Raw genomic sequence first — 20,315 nt, 5'->3', positions numbered from 1 at the left:
TGTATTACCTCCCTATACTACTTAGTATAGCTATTAATTTAATAGTAGTTAGGCTTATAATATCTAAAAATAGGAATAGGGTATACCAAATCCAATGTATAAGATATAAATAAGGGCTACTATATAAATTTATTGTACCACAGATTTTTAATTCTATGTATAGTTAAGAAAGGATTCAAATATGATTTGTGTTTTATTTGATTTGGATGGCACTTTAACAGATTCAGCCGAAGGTATTAAAAAATCTGTTATTTATGCATTAGAAAAAAAAGGTGTACCGGTACCGTCTGATGAAATTCTTACGTTATTCATTGGGCCACCAATTGTTGATTCCTTGCGAGAACATTGTCATATGAACGATGCTGATGCGGAAGAGACTTATGGATACTTCAAAGAACGGTATAATACAGTTGGGAAATTTGAAAATAAAGTATATGAAGATGTAGAACGCATGTTAGTAACTTTACGTCAAACTAATACGTATGTTGCTGTAGCTACTGCCAAACCAGAACCGTTGGCCAAAGAAGTGCTAGACCATTTTGGTTTAACTAAGTACTTTGAAATTATCAAAGGGGCTGATAATGCCCGTGGTATAGTGCATAAAGAAGATATTCTAAAAGAAGCCTTAGCAGACATGAAAGAAATTTCTTCAAATCGCACAAAAAAAGAAATTACAGGCTGGTACATGGTAGGGGACCGAAAATATGATATGGAAGCTGCTAAAAAGCTAAATTGTCGTGCAGTTGCCGTTACCTATGGTTATGGAACACAAGAGGAATTAGAAGCAGCTGGGGCTGATTATATTTGTCATACCCCTTCTGATGTAATTTTAAATATTGCTGTTGATACCTTATTATAATAATTAGAATTTATATAAAAAAAGACTATCCCGTTAGCAATTTGCTTTGGGATAGTCTTTTGTATTGTTTAATCTAAAGGTTGCTCATGGCGATTTTTTTTAGAAGAAATAACCTTGAATACTTTAGCTCCTGTAGACTTTAATTTTGTACCTGTTTGCTGTAAGCGCATCCGTGTTCTAGTCACGCGGGCTAGGGCAGAAACAGACGATTTCTTCCGTGGTTTCATATCTTTAACTGAGCCAAAATCACCACGATTAATGCTAGTCGCTTTTACTCGATCAGCACCAAAGGATTGTTTTAAAACACGCATAATCAAAGTGGCCTGCAAAGAAATATTAAAGGTGTAAATATCAACGGCTACATAGCCCATTTCAGGATACGCATGAACTGCAATATGGCAATGAGGGGATACAGCAAATAAAACAATTTCATCATCTAACACTTGGCAGCTAATTTCATCAATCGGCTGTTGGGCTGCTTCTAGGGCATTAGTAACACTTTCCTGAATAATAAGAGGGGAGTTAATCGCATCTTCTAAACAAGTATATAAATCAATAAGTAAATGAGTTCCAATTGAATTTGACACTGTGACACCTTCCTTATAAGCATTAATATATAGTGACAAGCTGATTCAACAGCTTGTGATTTATGAAAAACATACAACATATGCATTTTATGTATTTTTATATCATTATATTATACCGTGAACCTTAAAAATTGTAAAATATCAAATATATTTTTCATATTATAAAACGAATAATTTGAATATATAGTTTAAATTTTTCTTAATAACTTTTTGAAATATAATTTATAAATTTCCTATATTTATGGGACTTATAATGAGTTAGTGAGAAGATTTATTAATTAGATAAATGATGAGTTTCATGAATTATTGAAACAATATTTTTAAAAATTATTCAATTCGTGTAATTATTTATAAGAACATATTTTTTATTTTATGAGTTTATTAGGGATTTAATGGTAATTATTTATATATGACTCTAGAGCATAGGTATATCATTGATTTACATGATAACTTCAGTATGCTATTCTAAGTTTATATTAGACTATGCGTCGTGCTTAGTAGCATAACAATAGGTAGGAGGTCCTAACATATGAGCTTATATTTGAAACGTGATTTTGATACCTTTGTATCAGAAGCCAAAAAGATTTCACCAGATCGTGTTTTTACAGATTATTTATTACGTTATGCTTATGGCATAGATGCATCGTGTTATAGCTATTTGCCAAAAGTAGTAGTAAAACCAAATACGGAAGCAGAAGTAGTACAATTAGTTTTGTTAGCTAATCGCTGTGGCACACCTGTTACTTTCCGCGCTGCAGGTAGTTCCTTATCAGGGCAATGCTCATCTGAAGATGTATTAATCGTAGCTAATGACGGGTTCAAATATGCTCATGTATTAGAAAACGGCAATGCAATTCGCTTAGCCTGTGGCGTAATTGGGGCTGATGCTAATGAAGCTTTACTTCCTTATGGTAAAAAAATTGGGCCGGATCCAGCTACAATTACTACAGCCTTAGTAGGGGGGATTTTTAATAATAACTCCAGCGGTATGTGTTGCGGTACTGCTCAAAACTCCTATAAAACAGTTCGTTCTATGCGCGTCGTGCTAGCCGACGGTACTATTCTTGATACCGGTGATGCGCAAAGCGTTAATGACTTCATGCGTACTCATGGTAAGATGATTGAAGATATTCTTAACCTACGTAGTCAAATCATGGCTGATCAAGAATTAGTAGATTTAATTAACCGTAAATATAAAATCAAAAATACAACTGGCTATGGTATTAACTCATTAGTTGATTTTGAAAATATAGTAGACATTTTAAACCATTTATTTATCGGTAGTGAAGGTACATTAGGCTTTGTTAGTGAAGTTACATATAATTGCGTAGAAGACGCTAAATACAAAGGCTGTGGTCTCTTATTCTTTGAAAAATTAAATGATGCATCTCGCGCAGTAGTTGCCTTAGCTAATATGTCTCGTGAAAAGGTAGTAGCTGCTGAAATGATGGACTATTTAAGTCTAAAAAGTGTACAGCAATTGCCAGAAGTGCCATCATTTGTACGCGGTGTACCTGAAGGCACTAGCTGTATTTTATTCCAATCTGAAAGCAATGACGAAGCTACATTAGATCAAAACTTAGAATATATCAAAGAACATTTAAAAGATATTCCAACTGTAATCCCAAGTTTATATTCCAAAGATGCAGCTGAATATAACTCCTGGTGGATGATTCGTAAAGGTTTATTACCAATTGCAGCTGGTCTTCGTCGTCCTGGTACAACTGTTATTACAGAAGACGTATGCTTCAAAATTGAAGACTTTACTGACGGTATCGAAATGATTACTGAATTATTCCACAAATATGATTTTGTAGATAGTGGTATTATCTTCGGTCATGCTTTAAGTGGTAATGTTCACTTTATCATTACACCTAACTTTAATGAACAAAAAGAAATGGACAACTTTGCTGGTCTTGTTAAAGAAATGGCAGAACGAGTAGCTGGCGTAGAAGGCTCTATTAAAGCTGAACATGGTACAGGTCGCATGGTAGCACCATTCGTAGAATTAGAGTGGGGTAAAAAAGCATATGCTGTTAACCGTCGCATTAAAGAAATCTTTGACCCACTACGTCTACTAAACCCAGATGTTATTATTACTGATAACCCAGACGTTTATAAGAAAAATCTAAAAGCCATGAATGATATTGATCCACTATACAATATGTGTATGGAATGTGGCTTCTGTGAAAAGAACTGTCCAAGTCGTAATTTAACCTTAACACCACGTCAACGCATTTCTTTACTTCGCGAAGAACAACGCTTGCTTAAAGAAGGCAACACTGAAATGGCAGCGGAGCTTAAAAAAGGCTATGAATATTATGGTGTAGACACTTGTGCTGCTTGCTCTATGTGTTCACAACTTTGCCCATTAGGGATTGATACAGCTCAGATTGCTATTTCTATGCGTAAAATTGATCCTAAAGGACGTAGTTTGGCGCAAGCTATTTATAATAACTTTAGCACGACTTTAAAAGCGGCTAGAGTAGGGGTAACCTTAGGTGGGGTAGCAGGAAAAGTAGCTACTAAAACTTTATTAGCTAAGATTTCAGAAGATGCCCATCAATTAACTGGCTTAACACCTTATTTACCAAAAACAATGCCTAAGGCTAATACTTATAAATTGAGCAATAAACGGAATCCATTATTCCAGAAGAATGTAGTATATTTCAGTACTTGTGCTAACCGTGCATTCCGCCAAAATCAAGGCTATGATGATACTCGTAGCTTACAACAAGTATTTGAAAGTTTATGTGATAAAGCCGGTTATAATGTAATTTATCCACCACATATTGAAAATCTTTGCTGTGGCCTAAGTTTTGAAAATTATGAAGAAATTGATAAACAAGCGTTAGCAGATTTAACAGCTTCTTTAATGAAAGCTAGTGAAGGTGGCGTTTATCCAGTCGTTATTGACCATTCCGCTTGCTTTAACCATGCATTTAAACACATTAAAGGCTTAAAAATCCTTGATATTTCTGAATTCTTGTATACAATTTTACCAAACCTAAATGTAACTAAATGCAATGAATCAGTAATTGTCCACAAACAATGTAAAATTAAAACATTAAACAAAGGCGATTATATTGAAAATTTAGCTCGTGCATGTACAGATAAAGTATTCAATATTAAATCATTTGCTTGTGATGGTTTTGCTGGTCAAAAAGGTTTCTTTACACCAGAACTTAATAAATGTGCCACTAAAGATTTAGCTGATGAAGTTAAAAAATATGGTTGCACTTTAGGTGTAAGTTCCAGTTCCACTTGTGAAATTGGTCTTGGTGAAAATGGCGGTATTCCATTTGTAAGTATTGCTTACTTATTAGACCGTTGTTCTACAAGAAAATAAAATTTGAACAATTCATAAAAAATAGCCTTCGATACATGTCGAGGGCTATTTATATAGGTAATAGCTTAGAGCTTATTATTGAACTCTTTTTAGCTTTATGATATAATTACTTCCGATAACGATATATTATCGGAAGTAATTTTTAGGTTATTTTACAATGAATTAAGCAATATCAAGGTTTATTCGTATTTTACAACTATTATATACTATTATACTATCTTGGAATTTTATCGTATTATAAGGAGTTTCCTATTATGAGCGCTAACAAGCATTTTTACTTACGAGACAATGAAATCCTCAAGGCTAGCAGCAAACTCTCTGAAAAAGCTAAACAAAGCATTCTCTTATCTAAATCTGAAAATACAGTTGATGCGTATGAGTCAGATTGGGATGATTTTGTATATTGGTGTGAATCTCGGCACGTTTCATTTTTTCCGGCTACCCCTGAAACCATTGTTAACTATATTAATGACTTAGCTGATCATGCCAAAGCTAATACCATATCTCGCCGCATTAGTGCTATTTCTGAAAACTTTAATGCTTCTGGTATATCGGATAATCCTTGTAAATCTTCGCTAGTCAGTCAGGCTTTGCGTGGCATTCGTCGTGCTAAAGGAACCTATCAACAAGGTAAAACTCCTATTCTACTAGAAGATTTAGAAGATATTTTTCAAGAAATGGATTCTCTTGGCTTACCAGAGATTCAACTACTACGAGATAAAGCTATTCTATTAATCGGCTTTATGGGTGCTTTTAGACGAAGTGAAATTAGTGCTTTAACTGTAGAGGACCTTACCTTCTCTCCACAAGGCTTAGAAGTGTTTATACGCTCTTCAAAAGCCGACCAAGAAGGTCAAGGAGCCGTTGTAGCTATCCCTTATATAGAAAACGCTGAATTTTGCGCTGTAAGGGCCGTTAAGGCATGGCTCCGGTATACTGGTATTAAAAGTGGTCCAATTTTTAGAGGTTTTACGAAAAAAATGGACATTCGTAAGAATGCATTAAGTGATAAAAGTATTGCTGATATAGTAAAAAAATATATTTCCCTTATTGGTTTAGACCCGGCTATGTATGGAGCCCATAGCCTACGTCATGGTTTTGCTACAACAGCAGCTACTTATGGTGTAGAAGAACGTAATATTATGCGCCAAACTCGCCATCATAGTGTCAATATGGTACGAAGATATATTAATGAAGCCAATAAATTTGTCGATAACCCAATTAGTACTATATTTGGTAGTAGAAAACGCTAACATATTTCTATAGAATCAATACTATATAGTAACAATAGAAAAACGGTGATACCTAGCCGCCTAAGTATCACCGTTTTATTGTATTCAATTGTCTATATAAACCCTAGAGTAAAATAACTCATAGTGGATCTATTACTTTATTCATTCTGTGCTAAATAATCAACAGGTAATTTATGATTTGGTGTTTTAATAGTTGGCACTTTAATTTGGCTACCAGGTTCTAAATTAGCTCTTTCATCCAACTGATTCAGTGATTTTACGACATGAACCATTTCACGCACATCGATGTTGCTATTGCTGTGTTCAGTCGCAATACCCCAAACAGTATCGCCAGCTTTAACAGTTACAGTACGAACATTTTGTGTATCTAATTCAATAGTCGGTGTATTAATAAAATAACCCATTGTTAATGTTAAAAACATGCTGAAAACGATTAAAAAATCACGTTTCATACTATCACCTCATTAATAAACTAATCCCAGGCCCCTAACATACATGTATTATTATCTAAAATAAGAGCAATACTTACGAACATTTCAACGGTATGTATGTTCGTTTATGAAATTAGTATACCACACGAATAAATGTTCGGTCAATACTTAATCGAACAATTATTTGACAAAACTTTACCTTACGTTCTATAATAATGATGAGATTATTTATATATTTGCAACTTTTTACTACAGAATGAGAGGTTTTAACAGTGAGACGTCCAGCTACCGATATTAACTCCAAACAACAAAAGATTCTAGATTTTATTACTGAATCCCTACAGACAGAATATCGTTGCCCTAGTGTACGTGAAATTTGCAATCATATGGGCCTAAGCTCCACCTCTACTGTTCAAAGCCACTTAAATACATTAGAACGTTTTGGCTATATTAAACGGGATGTAAATAAAAACCGTTCTATTACGGTCGTTGGTATGAAGCCAAAAGTTATTCCTGAAGTTAACACATCTACAGATGGTCAAGTTACCTCTTCTGATGCCTTTGATTTTATGGATATGAAATTGAAAAATGTACCACTGATTGGGACTGTCCAAGCCGGTTTACCCGTAACAGCTTATCAAAATCAAGAAGCTCAAATTCCATTACCTATGACACTCATTGGTAACTCTGAATGTTTCTTACTTCGTGTTCGTGGTGAGTCTATGCGTGATATTGGTATATACGAAGGGGATTTATTAATTGTTCGCAATCAATCGACTGCTAATAATGGTGATATTGTAGTTGCTCGCATTGATGATGAAGCTACTGTTAAACGGTTCTATCGCGAAAGTAATCGTATTCGTTTACAACCAGAAAATAGCGATTTTGAGCCAATTTATACTGATAATTGTGTTATTGAAGGTAAGGTAATCGGACTTATTCGCGATCATATTTAGCCATATAGTTACAAAATATGACTAACTTATCCAGTAAATGTTAACTATTTTTGCTTAAATAAAACTATATAACAAGAAACATAAAAACGAACACCTGTTTGGCTGCCCTATTTTCAAGCAACTAAACAGGTGTTCGTTTTATACTTAGTATATTTACTATATTTACTATACTTACTATATTTACTGTATTTACTATACTTACTTCATATATGGTTTAATAGCGGCGTCCACTACAGCAACTTCTTCAGCTGATGGTTCACACATTGGTAAATGATATGGACCTGCTGGCAAGCCCATTTGACGGACTGCATATTTAACAGGAATTGGGTTAGTTGTAACAAACATAGCACTAAATACAGGATATAATTCCCGATGTATAGCTTTAGCTTTTGCTACATCGCCAGCTTCATAAGCTTGAATCATTTCATTCATTTCATTACCAACCACATGACCCGCTACTGAAATGACACCACAGCCCCCTACAGCTAACATAGGTAAGGTCAAACCATCATCACCACTATAAATCATAAAATCATCTGGTAGTAAATGATAAATTTCTGAAGCTACATTAATATCACCACTTGCTTCTTTTACAGCAGCTATATTTTCACAAGTAGCACGAAGTTTTGCTAAGGTAGCTGGCAAAATTTTACCACCTGTACGCCCTGGTACATTATAAACTATAACTGGTAAATCAGTCGCTTCAGCCATAGCTTTGAAGTGTAAAAATACCCCTTGTTGATTTGGTTTATTATAATAAGGTACGACTCCCATTACTGCATGAACACCAGTTTTACTAGCTTCCTTTGTAAAAGCAACTGTTTTAGCAGTATCATTAGACCCTGTATTGGCCACGATTGCACCAATATGACCACATTCTTGCGCAATAGTCTTAAAGAGCTTTAACTTATCCTCATTGCTGATAGTTGGGCTTTCCCCAGTAGTACCACATACAATAAGGCCATCAGAGCCATTTGCTAATAAATGCTTAGCAAGTACTACAGCGCCCTCAAAATCTACTGAACCATCTGCGTGGAATGGTGTAATCATAGCAGTTAAAACACGACCTAAGGTTTTCATAAGAACCTCCTCTAATAATTTCATTTAAAAAGATTGGTTTTCTACAAGGTATTCCGCAATTTGTAATGCATTAAGTGCTGCACCCTTACGAATTTGATCCCCTACAATCCAGAAATTCATACCTTTGTCATTATATAAATCTTTGCGAATACGGCCTATTTCACAATCATCTTTGCCAGACGTATATAATGGCATTGGATACTCTTGTTCTTGTGGATTATCTTTTACAATCAAGCCTGGGAAGTTATCACAAGCAGCTTTAAAATCAGCTACACTAACAGGTGCTTCTGTTTCTACTAGCACAGATTCAGAATGCGAACGATATACTGGAATACGAATCGTTGTTGGTACTACTTGAATTGTATCATCATGCAAAATCTTTTGCGTTTCTAGTACCATTTTCATTTCTTCTTTAGTGTAGTCATTATCCATAAATACATCAATTTGTGGAATTACATTAAAAGCAATAGGATAATGTTTTGGTAATGAACCACTTGGTAAAATATTAGCTACCATTTCTTCGCCAGCCATATGTGATTTTACTTGATTATCTAATTCATCAATACCCTCTTTACCGGCACCGGAAACAGCTTGATAGGTGCTGACTACAATTCGCTTAATTGGTGATAAATCATGAAGCGGTTTCAAACCTAATGCCATAATAATTGTAGAACAATTTGGATTAGCAATAATACCTTTATGTGTATCAATATCTTCTGGATTCACTTCTGGCACTACTAATGGAACTTCTGGATCCATGCGGAATGTACTGGAATTATCAATAACAATAGCCCCTCGTTTAACCGCTTCTGGTGCTAAAGTCTTCGAGATAGAACCACCAGCAAACAAAGCAATATCAATGCCTTCAAAAGATTCAGGTGTTGCTTCCTCAACGATATATGACTTACCACATACAGTTAATTCAGTACCAGCTGAACGAGCGGATGCCAATAATTTTAAGTCTGCAAATGGAAAATTACGTTCTTCAAATAGGTTAATAAACTCTTGACCTACAGCGCCTGTAGCGCCTAAAATTGCAACATTTGGTTTTCTCATGTGTATCTCTCCCACTAAAAATTATAAATAATGTTCTAAGCCATATGTAAGACCTGGTTTATCCATAATCTTTTTACAAGCTAAGATAACGCCAGGCATAAAGGATAAGCGACTAAGTGAGTCATGGCGAATGGTTAAGGTTTCATCATAACCCCCAAATAAAACCTCTTGATGAGCCACATAACCTGGTAAACGAACACTGTGAATCGTTACTTCATCTACTTTAGCGCCTCGTGCACCAGGTAGACTTTCTTTAGTTAAGTCTTCTGCCCCTTGAGCACCAGCGGCCTGTTTGGCTTCATTAATTAATTTAGCTGTTAATACAGCCGTACCGGAGGGTGCATCATATTTGTGATTATGATGTAATTCAATGATTTCTACATTAGGAAAATAAGGCGCTAAATTGGCAGCTGTTTTCATCATCATAACAGCACCTAGTGAAAAATTAGGAGCCACTAAACAATTGGCCTTATTAGCTTTACCAATAGCAGCTAATTCATCACGTTGCTCTGCCGTAAGACCAGTAGTACCAATTACAATATGAACACCTGCTGCTAACACAGTTTTGGCATTTTCAAAAATAATAGCAGGATTTGTAAAATCTACTACTACATCTGTTTTTTTATCAGCCAAGGCAGATGTAAGATCCTTATATAATGGAAGTCCCAATTCTTCTAAGCCAGCAGCCTTGCCAGCATCTTCTCCAGCTTGCTTTGGATCAATACCACCAATAAAGGTAAGCTCTGGATCATTATGAACAGCCTTTACTACTTCACGCCCCATTTTACCGGTGGCGCCACATACCATTACCGTAATCATATGCATTCCTCCTAAAAAAAAGACCAGCGCATAGCTGCCACTGATCTTGGTATGATTACCTGAACGAGCTATCTTACTTGATTACTAAGTATCAAGACTAGGATAGTCGGAACAATGAGCTAGCACTCCATCTAACGATGACAGTCATACACCTATTCGATGCACAACCAGCACTGTTTGTTGGCTCAAACAGGCTTCGGCGAAACTTCCTTTCTTCATACGTCTACATGTGCCTCACTCAATATGAATACTCTTAACCTTCGCGCCTCTATCTCCATCTATTCAATTAAAAAATGATTACTATTAGTATACATTTATTTTTTAATATCGTCAAATTTTATTATGTATACATTATAAATGCTTAATAACAATCTTTCTTAGGCCTGTTTATTTTTAAAATGAGCAATCATCTCTTTAGCTGTTGCTAAGGCTGTATGAGAAAAGTTTTGTCCTGACATCATACGTGCAATTTGCTCAACATGCTCTGTTTCAGATAGTTCAGTTAAGCTTGATACGGTACGCCCTTCTTCTTCATGTTTAGCTAAATGATAGTGATGTTTAGCAATACTCGCTGTTTGCGGTAAGTGTGTAATACAAAATACTTGTGTACTATTACTTAATTGTTGAATTTTTGCCGCCACTTGTAATGCTATATCACCACTAATCCCTACATCGATTTCATCAAACACTAGGGTTTTAAAGGTTTTAACATTAAATACAGATTTAAAAGCTAATGCAATACGAGAAATTTCACCACCAGAAGCTACTTTATGAAGCGGTAATAAGCCTTCACCTGCATTGGCACTAAAAAGTAATTCTATATGCTTAGCACCTAACGGTGTTAACTCTTCACTAAGTTCTAAGGCAAATTGTAACTCCGCCTTAGGCATCCCTAAATCAGTTAACTGTTCTTTTAATTGAGCCGCTATAATAGCACTATTAGCTTGACGTATAGTTGTTAAATTAACTAATGCAGCATTAGCTTTCTCTTCTGCCATAGCAACCGCTTTTTCTAAATCTTCTTTAGCAAAACTCTGTGCCTCTAATTCTTCTAAACGCGTTTGCGCTTGCGTTTCAAATTCTAAAATAGCCTCTATCGTATCGCCATATTTCCGTTTTAGTCCATAGATTAAAGAATCCCGTTCTTGGCAATAGGCATAGCGCTCTTCGTCATAAGAAATAGTGTCACGATAACGATCAAGACCTTGCGCTGCTTCTTCTAATTGAAAGTAAGCCGAATTTACCAATTCTGATAATTCTTTTAAACTGTCATCATAGCGAACTAAGTCCTGTACTTCAGCTTTAATACTATTAACAGCTTCTAAAATAGCATGACGATCACTATAAAAAGCATTATAACAAGCACCCAGTACTTTATCTAAATGCTCAAAACTATCCAGACGTTTCAATTCCGCAGTTAAGGCTTCATCTTCACCAACTTTTAATTGTGCTTCTTCAATTTCATCAATCTGAAAGCGCAACATATCTAATTCACGAGCTCGTTCAGCAGCCATGGCTTCCATACCATCCAACTGCTGTTTAGCTGTTTTATAGACTTTATACGCTGCTACATAGGTTTCAAAAGCAATCTGACCTTCTTGGCTATATTCGTCTAAATAGCGGTGATGTACCTCTGGATCCAAAAGTAGCTGATTACTATATTGTCCATGAATATCCGCCAAATAAAGTCCTATTTCACGCAATGCTTTTAAGGGGATTGCTTGGTCATTTGCTAAAATAGTAGATTTACCTTGACGATTAAAGGAGCGTGATAAAATAAGTTGATTCTCTTCAACTAAAATATTTTTACTCCCTAATAACTCTAATAAAGCCGAATCACCAGTTACGTCAAAAACCCCTTCTATCACAAAAGCGTCTTTACCATGGCGAATAAACTCACTACTAGCTCGTTCACCTAGCAATATACTGAAGGCGTCCATTAAAATGGATTTACCAGCCCCAGTTTCACCAGTAAAGATAGTAATTCCATCAGAAAATTGTAAATTCATCTGTTCTATTAAAGCAAAATTACGAATCCCCATATGTGTAAGCATAGTTTAATAGCCTTAGTCTTTCATTAAATCCGAAATACGTTTTAAAATTGGTTGCACATCTTCAACAGAACGAGCAATAAGTAAAATCGTATCGTCCCCTGCCAAAGTTCCAATTAATTCGCCCCATTTAGCATGATCAATAGCAAATGCTACTGATTGAGCCGAGCCTGGCAATGTATGCAATACCACTTGATTTAAGCTGTAATCTACACGAGTAATAGAGTCTTGGAATAGACGACTAATTCGATTGCCAATAAGCAAGACATTTTCTTCAGGTGATAAAGCATAGCGATAGTGACCATCACCGGTAGGAATTTTAATAAGCATCAATTCTTTTATATCACGAGATACGGTAGCTTGTGTTACTTCAATCCCTTCATCTGCTAAAGCAGCCGCTAACTCTTCTTGCGTTTCAATCGAGCGGGATTGTACGATTTCTTTAATCTTGTTATATCTGTAGCGTTTCATAGGTCACCGTCCTTTAATAATATATAAAATAGGAGGCTTGTTAATTTGATTAACTGGCATCCATGTTGCCACATCATAAGCTTGCTGTGGCAAGGTTGATAAAAATGTATGTACCGCCTTTGCTTCGGCCTCGCCTATAGCTGTACCTGGGTAGGCTACCACTGTAATGAGCCCCTTTGGTGCTAAACAAGTAAGCCCTTTAGAAATAGCTTCAATGGTAGTATCCGGTTGTGTCATTAATTCATGAGAACTACCGGGTAAATATCCTAGATTAAAAATAAGTAAGTCAATTGGTTGTGTTAACCAATCTGTAGTACCTAATAGAATTTCATGAGAACCTTCGATAAAGTAACAGTCAATATCCTTTCGCTCACATTCTCTTGCTAATCTAACAGTAGCAGTTTCAATCGCTTTTTTCTGTTTATCTAAACCATATAAAGAAGTTCCGGACTCACAATGAGTAGCTAAATAAAGTAAATCATGACCATTGCCTACCGTTGCATCTACAATAGTGCGTGCTTGTCGTAATTGATCAAGCCACAAAGTACGTTGAAATTGTACAGCATGATTAAAATTAATCATAATAATTCATCTCGCCGAGCCGATAACTTACGGAATAAGGTAGCAAAGAATTTTTGCTCGTAAAAACGTACATAACGGCTATAAAGAGCACTCGCTTCTATATGTAACGTATCTTCATTAGTAAATTCATAATCAAAAGTACCATCAATACAAATATGTAATTTTTCTTGACGCTTTGGCATGGTTAAATCAACGCGGGCACTTTCTTTAAGCACTAATGAGACACTCTGTAGTAGATGTGGTGCTATAGGTGTTACAATAATCGAATGATTATCTGGTGCCATTATAGGACCTCCAGCGGATAGATTGTACCCCGTTGAACCAGTCGAACAGGCAACAATCAAACCATCAGCGGGATACATTTGCGTATAGCCCTCATTAATTGATAAATTAATGCGAGCCATGCGACCTGGTTTTTCATGAGTAATAACGATTTCATTAATGATAGGGGTTAATTTCTTAGCCCCTTCGGCAGTCCGAATTTCAGCAGCTAAATGAATTCGATTTTCTACTCGATAATCACCCTTAGCAATCTTTGTAATCCTATCTTCCATATCTGCCAATTCTATTTGATTAAGAAATCCCAATTCACCAAGATTAATGCCACAAATTGGCACATCATGCATATAAATTTGGCGAGCTAAATGAATGAGCGTACCATCACCACCAAAACTAAAGGCAATATCTAAATGCTTAAAAATTTCAGGTCTTGGTAATACTTGATCATCGGAAACATTAAGCAATTTTGGCAAATCAAATTCTTTAAGATCTTCAGGAAGCCAAACTTCTATACCACAATTATCGCAAATACGTTTTGCTTCTTGTAGCACAGCTATAATATTCTCTTTGCCCATATTAGGGATAAAACCTACTCGCATATCATCACCTACATTTCATGAGCGGCTGCAACCACTGACTCTACTAATTCATCAGTTATTGGCAAAGCCCCTTCCTTTGTCTTCTTAAAAAATCCTAAAAATTCTATATTTCCTTCTGTCCCTTTAATAGGGGAATATGTAGCACCATGCAAATATAAGCCACAAGCTTCAGCCACTTGTAAGATACGTAATAATACCTCTCTATGAGTACTGGCTTCACGAACAATACCACCTTTACCTACTTTTTCACGGCCTGCTTCAAACTGTGGTTTAATCAAAGCAACTAAAGAACCGCTGTCTTTAAGCAAGGTAACCGCTACCGGTAGTACTTTATCTAAGGATATAAAGGCCACATCAATAGAGATAAAGTCAACAAGCTCCCCTAATTGTTCAGCTGTTACAGTACGGATATTTTGTTTTTCCATATTAACAACGCGTGGATCTTGACGCAGTGACCAAGCTAATTGATTATACCCTACATCAATAGCAAACACTTTAGCGGCTCCATTTTGTAAAGCACAATCTGTAAAACCGCCAGTTGATGCGCCAATATCTACCATGACAGCGTCTGTTAAATCAATGGGATAGAGTTGCAATGCTTTTTCTAATTTTAACCCACCACGGCTAACATAAGGCAACGTATTTCCCTTTACTGATAAATCAGCATCTATGGGAATTTTAGTGCCCGCTTTATCAACGCATACTGTGCCCATGAAAATTTGACCAGCCATAATTGCAGTTTTTGCTTTTTCTCGGCTTTCAAATAAACCACGGTTAACTAGCAGTACGTCTAAACGTTCTTTAGTACTCATAAAACTCCCTTACAATTAAAGAAAATTATAATAAATAATTGATGCTACTGCATAACCTAAAATGGCTCCGCCAAACACTTCAAATGGAGTATGACCTAATAGTTCTTTAAGCACTTGCCCTCCTTCAATATGAACAGGAATGTTTCGTTTCTTGAAATGTTCCATCAATTGATTGAGAATTTGTGCTTGGCGACCAGCTTCACGGCGCACACCAGATGCATCGTACATAACAATCAAAGAAAAGGTTAAGCAAATAACAAACAAATCAGATGTTGGTCCATGTTGATATGCCGTTGCCGTTGATAGAGCTACCACTAAAGATGTATGAGAACTCGGAAACCCACCAGACCCAATAAGGCGTTCCCATTGCAAACGGCGAATTTGTAATAGCACAATGACAAACTTTAAAGCTTGGGCTAAAAACCAACCCCAAAACGCACTAATAGCTATATAGTTACTAAAGAGTTCATTTAAGAATTGCATAATTAATTTGTCCTATGCACTAGATAATCTACTAAGGCTTCTAATATAGTAGTATCACCATCAATTTCTGAGAGGGCCGCTTTAGCCGCAGCTGCTGTTTCCGCTACTTTGGCTCTAGCACCAGCCTCACCTAATTCGGATACATAGGTGGATTTATCTTGTTTTTCATCACTTCCAGGCATTTTACCCAAATCTTCAATAGTTCCTGTTACATCAAGAATATCATCAGTGATTTGGAACAATAAACCTAAGTGATCACCATATGTACGATACGAAGCCTGCACTTGTGGGGTCGCATTACTTAAAATAAGCCCAATCTCTATGGCAGCTAAAAATAAAGCACCTGTTTTACCACGATGTAATACTTGTAATTCTTCAAGTGGTATATGACGACCTTCTGACTCTAAATCAAACGCTTGCCCACCAACCATTCCTTCTGGACCAGCTGCTTTGGCTAACGCCAATACACAAGACAATTGTTGACTAGGTGTGGCAACCGTATTTTGACACATTAATTGAAATGCATACGTCAATAAACCATCACCGGCTAGGATAGCAAGACCATCACCATATACTTTATGATTCGTTAAACTTCCACGACGATAATCGTCATTATCCATGGCTGGTAAATCATCATGTACCAACGAATATGTATGAATTAATTCAATAGCACAAACGATTTCTTTATAAGGTTCCGGCGAAACACCTAATGACTCCATAACCGCTTTTGTTAAAATCGGACGGATTCGTTTGCCCCCCATTAGTAAACTATAACGCATAGCTTCGTATAACTTAGCATACTCTGCATTGGGCGACTCTAATAGGGAGGCCAAATACGATTCTGTCCAAGCTTTACTGGCTTTTAAATATTCTGTTAGCATAGTTCCTCCTACCCTATAGGTATGCACCAGTAGATAACATTTTATGTATTAATAGATAGAAATTATAAATCTACATTTCATCGCCAATTCGTACTTCTTCAATAATCTGACGCACTTCGCCTTCTACACTTTGTAGCATATCAGAGCATTCTTTTACCAAAGTTAAGCCTTTTTTATATTGTGTTAGCAATTCATTGACTGATAATTCATTAGCATCCAATGTTCGAACAATTTCTTCTAAGGCTGCATATTTCTTTTCGTAGTTTTTTAATGTATTAGCCATTGCTATGAATCTCCTCTATTACAGCTTCTAATGTACCATCTTGCATGGTTATATCTATATGATTACCAGGGTTCAATTCTTTCGTAGATCGAATTGGTAAACCCTTATGCTCAACTTTTGTATACCCTTTTACTAATAGGTGAAGCGGATTTAGTAACTCTAGTTGTTGTGCTAATAGCACAATATCATTTTGCTTTTTCCCTAAGCCTTTAGTAAGGCTAGTCTGTAATTCATGTTGTAAAGCTGTTAATTTAGCACTTTCTTTATGAATAAGCGTAAGAGCTGGAATCCCTAACTTACGATTAAAAATTGCTTGTAAATCTTGCTTCTTCGACTCTATCATTTGCTTCATAAATTGGTGCAAATACTCTTCTTTGTCTTTGAGTTGTTGCCACAGTAAAGTTACAGGGTATACAGTTAATTCAGCAGCATGACTAGGCGTAACGCCTCGAACATCAGCAGCAAAATCGCATAAGGTATAGTCCGTCTCATGACCTACGGCTGAAACAATTGGTGTTTTACAATGATAAACAGCTTCTACAACAGCTCTATCATTAAAGCACCATAAATCTTCCATAGAGCCACCACCACGACCAACAATAATTAATTCTACCTCTTTATCTCGATCTGCCCGTTCAATGCCTTTGGCAATAATAGGACCTGCTTTATCCCCTTGCACTGGTACAGCAAATAATTTAAAGTGAACCCATGGATTACGTTGCTTCGCTACATGTAAAATATCATGCAGTACAGCGCCAGATTCAGAGGTAACAAGACCTATACAAGTAGGCATGACTGGCAATGGTTGTTTATGAAGATCATCTAAATACCCTAAAGCAGTTAATTCTTTTTTTAAAGCTTCGTACGCTAATTGGTAAGGACTCTTTTGGCCTATTTCCATATCATTACAAATTAAGCTTAAACGACCTGTTTTTTCATAAAAATTAATAGTTGCTCGCATGGTAACAAAAAGACCATTTTCTAAAGCACCTACTAAATTCTTTTTCTGAGCCGTTCCAGCCCAAAGAGCCACGTCTACAGAAGCATCTTCATCTTTAAGGGAAAAATAATAATGCCCCGTACTATGTCGTTTTAAATTTGAAATAGTGCCAGCAACATAACAATTTTTTAAAATATATTCACGCTCTAATACCCGTTTAATTAATGAATTTAAACGAGCTACAGAAAAAACATCCATAAAGACCTCTACTTTCCTAATAAAGCGGCGCCATAAGCTACACCCGTCGCATTATCTGAACTATATTGAGGTGGTGCAAACTCTAGTGTTACCTCCTGTTTCTGCCCAAAAGCGAGTAAAGCTTCTCGCAAATAGCTGTTAGCCATAACTCCACCAACAGCAATTAAACGATTAGCTGGTCGCTGAGACCACTCATAGGTAAGCATTTTGGTTAATGATTCACAAATACAATGAAACACAGCTAAGCTCATTTGTGCTTGTATATCTTCTGAAACCACATCACCTTGATGATCCTTATTTTTTAAGCGTTCAAGACGACGCATAGCTTCACTGCAAGGGCCGCCAAAGCTTAAAGCTCCCTTTTTGACCGCTACAGGCAATGGTTTAAACCGTTCTTCCTTAACTAAGGTTTTTACTGTTTCTGCTAAATTAGCTGGATTAGTACAAAGCGTTTTGGCTAATAACTCTAGCTTTGGTCCAGCAGGAAACGGTAATCCTAAAGCAACTCCAACACGATCTACGAATTGTCCGCCATGTAAATCTATAGCACCATTAACTAGTTGAGCCGTAAAAAAATGACCTTCATGAGGCACACAATATAAAAGTTCTGTCGTGCCCCCTGATACATGGAGACTAAAAAATGGTTCGGAAGGAATTGTCTGTAGTACACGCAAAGCTGCTAAAATATGATTTTCTTGATGAGAAAATTCAAATAAAGGAACATTATGCATATGACTCAAACTTCTACCTAAACCATGCCCCACAAGAAAAGCTGGCATATATGAATTAGCTTCCCGTCTAGGAAACGCACTCACACCAATGCCAGCTAGGGTATAGTCCTGAGGTAATTGCTCAATTAAACTAGGTAAAGCACGGGTATGTTGGAATACCATTTGCGATTGCTGAAGCCCACGGGCGCCAGGTTTCACCTCTAATAGTTTACGTGCTTCCCCTATTAACTTGCCATCTTCGCTTACAAGTGCACAAGACGTTGTATAACAACTAGTATCTATCCCTAAAAATACTTTCATAATAGCCTCTTAGGCCTCTGTAGAGGTAGATACAGTTGTTTTATTTTTAGCAATTGTATCAAGTACTGCATTTACAAATTTATAACTTTTTTCTGCACCATAGTCTTTAGTTAATTGAATGGCTTCATTAATAATAATGCGAGGGTCAATAGCTTCATTAGACAGGATAAGTTCCCATGTTGCTAAACGCAATACATTGCGTTCCACCGCTCCTAACTGAGAGATTTTACGCTTTGGTGAATAGCTTTGTAATAGTTTATCAATAGTCGTCTTATTGGCTTCTACACCTTGAATAATAGCTTCTGCATAGGCTACATCCATGCCTTGTGTTGTATGTACTTCTTCCGCTACAGGAACTGAAATAGTATCTTCTACATTATGAAATTCTTTTGCATATAAACTTTGAAATGCATACAATCGTGCTTGGCGACGATTACGATTTTGTTTCATTGCTTGTCTCCTCGAACTTTTGATTTGGATCAATAATATGTTCAAAATGTACGTCAATACGTACTTTATCTATGGCAGCCTTTTCTTTTAAATCTTTGCGAATTTGTTGACGAATTTGCTCTGCCATCGTCATTAAAGGATATCCGTAAAGGACATTAATATAAATATTAACTTCCAGACCTTCTTTACGATGTTTTACATTTACACCTGGTAAGCGTTTTTGCCCAAAATTACGAGCAATACCATCCACCATGCCATAATAAAAATTACTATTTAAGGAATGATAGCCAGGGATTAGTGTGAGTGCATGATTGGTAATTTGTAAAATAACCTCATCTGATACTTCAACCTGTTTATTTTTATTATCCACTAAGTATCACTCCTTCCATCAGTAGTAGTTGTGCCTAAGGCACTATCAAACGCAATATCTTGAATAAAAATATTAACACCCTCTACGGTAGTTCCCGTTAACGTTTCAATTCCAGTCTTTACATTTTCTTGAACGCGTAAGGCCACATCAGGAATACGATATCCATACCGAGCTACTAAATATAAATCTAGCGAAATTGACGTATCGGATACATGTTGTAATTTAACTCCTTCCCACTGGCTTTTCATACCAATAAAATTGGCAAAATCATCACCAGCAGTCGTACTCATAGAGGCAACTCCTTTAATCTCTAATGCCTTTAATAGAGCAATAGTACCATACACAGTGTCACTAATTTTGGTTTTTCCTTCAAAGAATGTAGTCTCTTCACTCATAGTACGCCAGCCTTTCTGTCATAGCATAAAAGCATTTGCC

22 protein-coding genes and 1 riboswitch are annotated in these 20,315 nt (G+C 36.3%); of the genes, 4 read left to right on the top strand and 18 right to left on the bottom strand.

Annotated features, from left to right (window positions below; translation table 11 throughout):
- Nucleotides 1-181 precede the first annotated feature (181 nt).
- A complete protein-coding gene (locus NFR44_RS01570; protein ID WP_251440432.1) occupies nt 182-859 on the top strand; it encodes an HAD hydrolase-like protein in 678 nt (225 codons plus the stop codon).
- Nucleotides 860-927: 68 nt separating this feature from the next.
- Here the strand turns inward: NFR44_RS01570 and NFR44_RS01565 are convergent, their stop codons facing one another.
- A complete protein-coding gene (locus tag NFR44_RS01565; RefSeq protein ID WP_251440427.1) occupies nt 928-1,446 on the bottom strand; it encodes an S-adenosylmethionine decarboxylase family protein in 519 nt (172 codons plus the stop codon).
- 529 nt (nt 1,447-1,975) lie between these two features.
- Between NFR44_RS01565 and NFR44_RS01560 the strand changes: the two genes are divergently transcribed.
- Together NFR44_RS01560 and NFR44_RS01555 are read left to right on the top strand one after the other, a co-directional pair.
- Entirely contained in the window at nt 1,976-4,795 is a 2,820-nt protein-coding gene (locus NFR44_RS01560) for an FAD-binding and (Fe-S)-binding domain-containing protein (protein ID WP_251440424.1), read from the top strand.
- 254 nt (nt 4,796-5,049) lie between these two features.
- The gene (locus NFR44_RS01555) at nt 5,050-6,048 is read left to right on the top strand and encodes a site-specific integrase (protein ID WP_251440420.1); all 999 of its coding nucleotides are present in this window, start codon (nt 5,050-5,052) and stop codon (nt 6,046-6,048) included.
- 137 nt (nt 6,049-6,185) lie between these two features.
- On the opposite strand, the gene NFR44_RS01550 is transcribed toward NFR44_RS01555, so the two are convergent.
- Nucleotides 6,186-6,500, bottom strand: a complete 315-nt coding sequence (locus tag NFR44_RS01550) for a LysM peptidoglycan-binding domain-containing protein (RefSeq protein WP_251440418.1) — start codon at nt 6,498-6,500, stop codon at nt 6,186-6,188.
- A 251-nt stretch (nt 6,501-6,751) separates the two neighbouring features.
- On the opposite strand from NFR44_RS01550, the gene lexA reads away from it, so the two are divergent.
- Nucleotides 6,752-7,435: a transcriptional repressor LexA gene (lexA, locus tag NFR44_RS01545; protein ID WP_251440416.1), complete on the top strand. Its 684-nt coding sequence runs from the start codon at nt 6,752-6,754 to the stop codon at nt 7,433-7,435.
- A 198-nt stretch (nt 7,436-7,633) separates the two neighbouring features.
- Here the strand turns inward: lexA and dapA are convergent, their stop codons facing one another.
- The 16 genes from dapA to NFR44_RS01465 all read right to left on the bottom strand — a co-directional run bounded on the left by dapA (nt 7,634) and on the right by NFR44_RS01465 (nt 20,275).
- Complete coding sequence (gene dapA, locus NFR44_RS01540) at nt 7,634-8,515, bottom strand: 4-hydroxy-tetrahydrodipicolinate synthase (protein WP_251440414.1); 882 nt, start codon at nt 8,513-8,515, stop codon at nt 7,634-7,636.
- A 24-nt stretch (nt 8,516-8,539) separates the two neighbouring features.
- Nucleotides 8,540-9,571, bottom strand: a complete 1,032-nt coding sequence (locus NFR44_RS01535) for an aspartate-semialdehyde dehydrogenase (RefSeq protein WP_251440412.1) — start codon at nt 9,569-9,571, stop codon at nt 8,540-8,542.
- Between the two features lie 21 nt (nt 9,572-9,592).
- Nucleotides 9,593-10,390: a 4-hydroxy-tetrahydrodipicolinate reductase gene (dapB, locus tag NFR44_RS01530; protein ID WP_251440410.1), complete on the bottom strand. Its 798-nt coding sequence runs from the start codon at nt 10,388-10,390 to the stop codon at nt 9,593-9,595.
- Nucleotides 10,391-10,502: 112 nt separating this feature from the next.
- Nucleotides 10,503-10,669, bottom strand: a riboswitch (Lysine riboswitch).
- Nucleotides 10,670-10,767: 98 nt separating this feature from the next.
- Entirely contained in the window at nt 10,768-12,444 is a 1,677-nt protein-coding gene (gene recN, locus NFR44_RS01525) for a DNA repair protein RecN (RefSeq protein ID WP_251440407.1), read from the bottom strand.
- Nucleotides 12,445-12,456: 12 nt separating this feature from the next.
- Nucleotides 12,457-12,912 (bottom strand): arginine repressor, encoded by a 456-nt coding sequence (gene argR / locus NFR44_RS01520; RefSeq protein ID WP_115309655.1) that lies wholly within the window; start codon nt 12,910-12,912, stop codon nt 12,457-12,459.
- Nucleotides 12,913-12,915: 3 nt separating this feature from the next.
- Nucleotides 12,916-13,494: a tRNA 5-(aminomethyl)-2-thiouridylate-methyltransferase MnmM gene (mnmM, locus tag NFR44_RS01515; RefSeq protein ID WP_251440404.1), complete on the bottom strand. Its 579-nt coding sequence runs from the start codon at nt 13,492-13,494 to the stop codon at nt 12,916-12,918.
- Nucleotides 13,491-14,372 (bottom strand): NAD(+)/NADH kinase, encoded by an 882-nt coding sequence (locus NFR44_RS01510; protein ID WP_251440401.1) that lies wholly within the window; start codon nt 14,370-14,372, stop codon nt 13,491-13,493. The genes mnmM and NFR44_RS01510 overlap by 4 nt, the downstream gene beginning before the upstream one ends.
- Nucleotides 14,373-14,380: 8 nt before the next feature.
- Nucleotides 14,381-15,184: a TlyA family RNA methyltransferase gene (locus tag NFR44_RS01505; protein WP_251440398.1), complete on the bottom strand. Its 804-nt coding sequence runs from the start codon at nt 15,182-15,184 to the stop codon at nt 14,381-14,383.
- Between the two features lie 15 nt (nt 15,185-15,199).
- Nucleotides 15,200-15,667 carry a divergent PAP2 family protein gene (locus NFR44_RS01500; protein WP_251440396.1) on the bottom strand — a complete coding sequence of 156 codons (468 nt, stop codon included), beginning with the start codon at nt 15,665-15,667 and terminating at the stop codon, nt 15,200-15,202.
- Nucleotides 15,668-15,669: 2 nt separating this feature from the next.
- A complete protein-coding gene (locus NFR44_RS01495; RefSeq protein ID WP_251440394.1) occupies nt 15,670-16,548 on the bottom strand; it encodes a polyprenyl synthetase family protein in 879 nt (292 codons plus the stop codon).
- 70 nt (nt 16,549-16,618) lie between these two features.
- Nucleotides 16,619-16,831, bottom strand: coding sequence for an exodeoxyribonuclease VII small subunit (gene xseB / locus NFR44_RS01490; protein WP_251440393.1), 213 nt, complete (start codon nt 16,829-16,831; stop codon nt 16,619-16,621).
- Nucleotides 16,824-18,029 (bottom strand): exodeoxyribonuclease VII large subunit, encoded by a 1,206-nt coding sequence (xseA, locus tag NFR44_RS01485; protein ID WP_251440391.1) that lies wholly within the window; start codon nt 18,027-18,029, stop codon nt 16,824-16,826. The genes xseB and xseA overlap by 8 nt, the downstream gene beginning before the upstream one ends.
- A gap of 8 nt (nt 18,030-18,037) precedes the next feature.
- A complete protein-coding gene (locus NFR44_RS01480) occupies nt 18,038-19,060 on the bottom strand; it encodes a tRNA (adenosine(37)-N6)-threonylcarbamoyltransferase complex transferase subunit TsaD (protein WP_251440389.1) in 1,023 nt (340 codons plus the stop codon).
- Between the two features lie 9 nt (nt 19,061-19,069).
- Nucleotides 19,070-19,510 carry a transcription antitermination factor NusB gene (nusB, locus tag NFR44_RS01475; RefSeq protein ID WP_251440387.1) on the bottom strand — a complete coding sequence of 147 codons (441 nt, stop codon included), beginning with the start codon at nt 19,508-19,510 and terminating at the stop codon, nt 19,070-19,072.
- Nucleotides 19,494-19,880 carry an Asp23/Gls24 family envelope stress response protein gene (locus NFR44_RS01470; RefSeq protein ID WP_251440385.1) on the bottom strand — a complete coding sequence of 129 codons (387 nt, stop codon included), beginning with the start codon at nt 19,878-19,880 and terminating at the stop codon, nt 19,494-19,496. Before NFR44_RS01470 ends, nusB begins: the two co-directional genes overlap by 17 nt.
- Nucleotides 19,880-20,275, bottom strand: coding sequence for an Asp23/Gls24 family envelope stress response protein (locus tag NFR44_RS01465; protein WP_251440382.1), 396 nt, complete (start codon nt 20,273-20,275; stop codon nt 19,880-19,882). The genes NFR44_RS01470 and NFR44_RS01465 overlap by 1 nt, the downstream gene beginning before the upstream one ends.
- Nucleotides 20,276-20,315: the final 40 nt, after the last annotated feature.

The sequence above is a fragment of the Veillonella intestinalis genome (genome assembly GCF_943193155.1).
Classification (GTDB): Bacteria; Bacillota; Negativicutes; order Veillonellales; family Veillonellaceae; genus Veillonella_A; species Veillonella_A intestinalis.
This window is presented reverse-complemented; position numbering and strand designations above follow the sequence as displayed.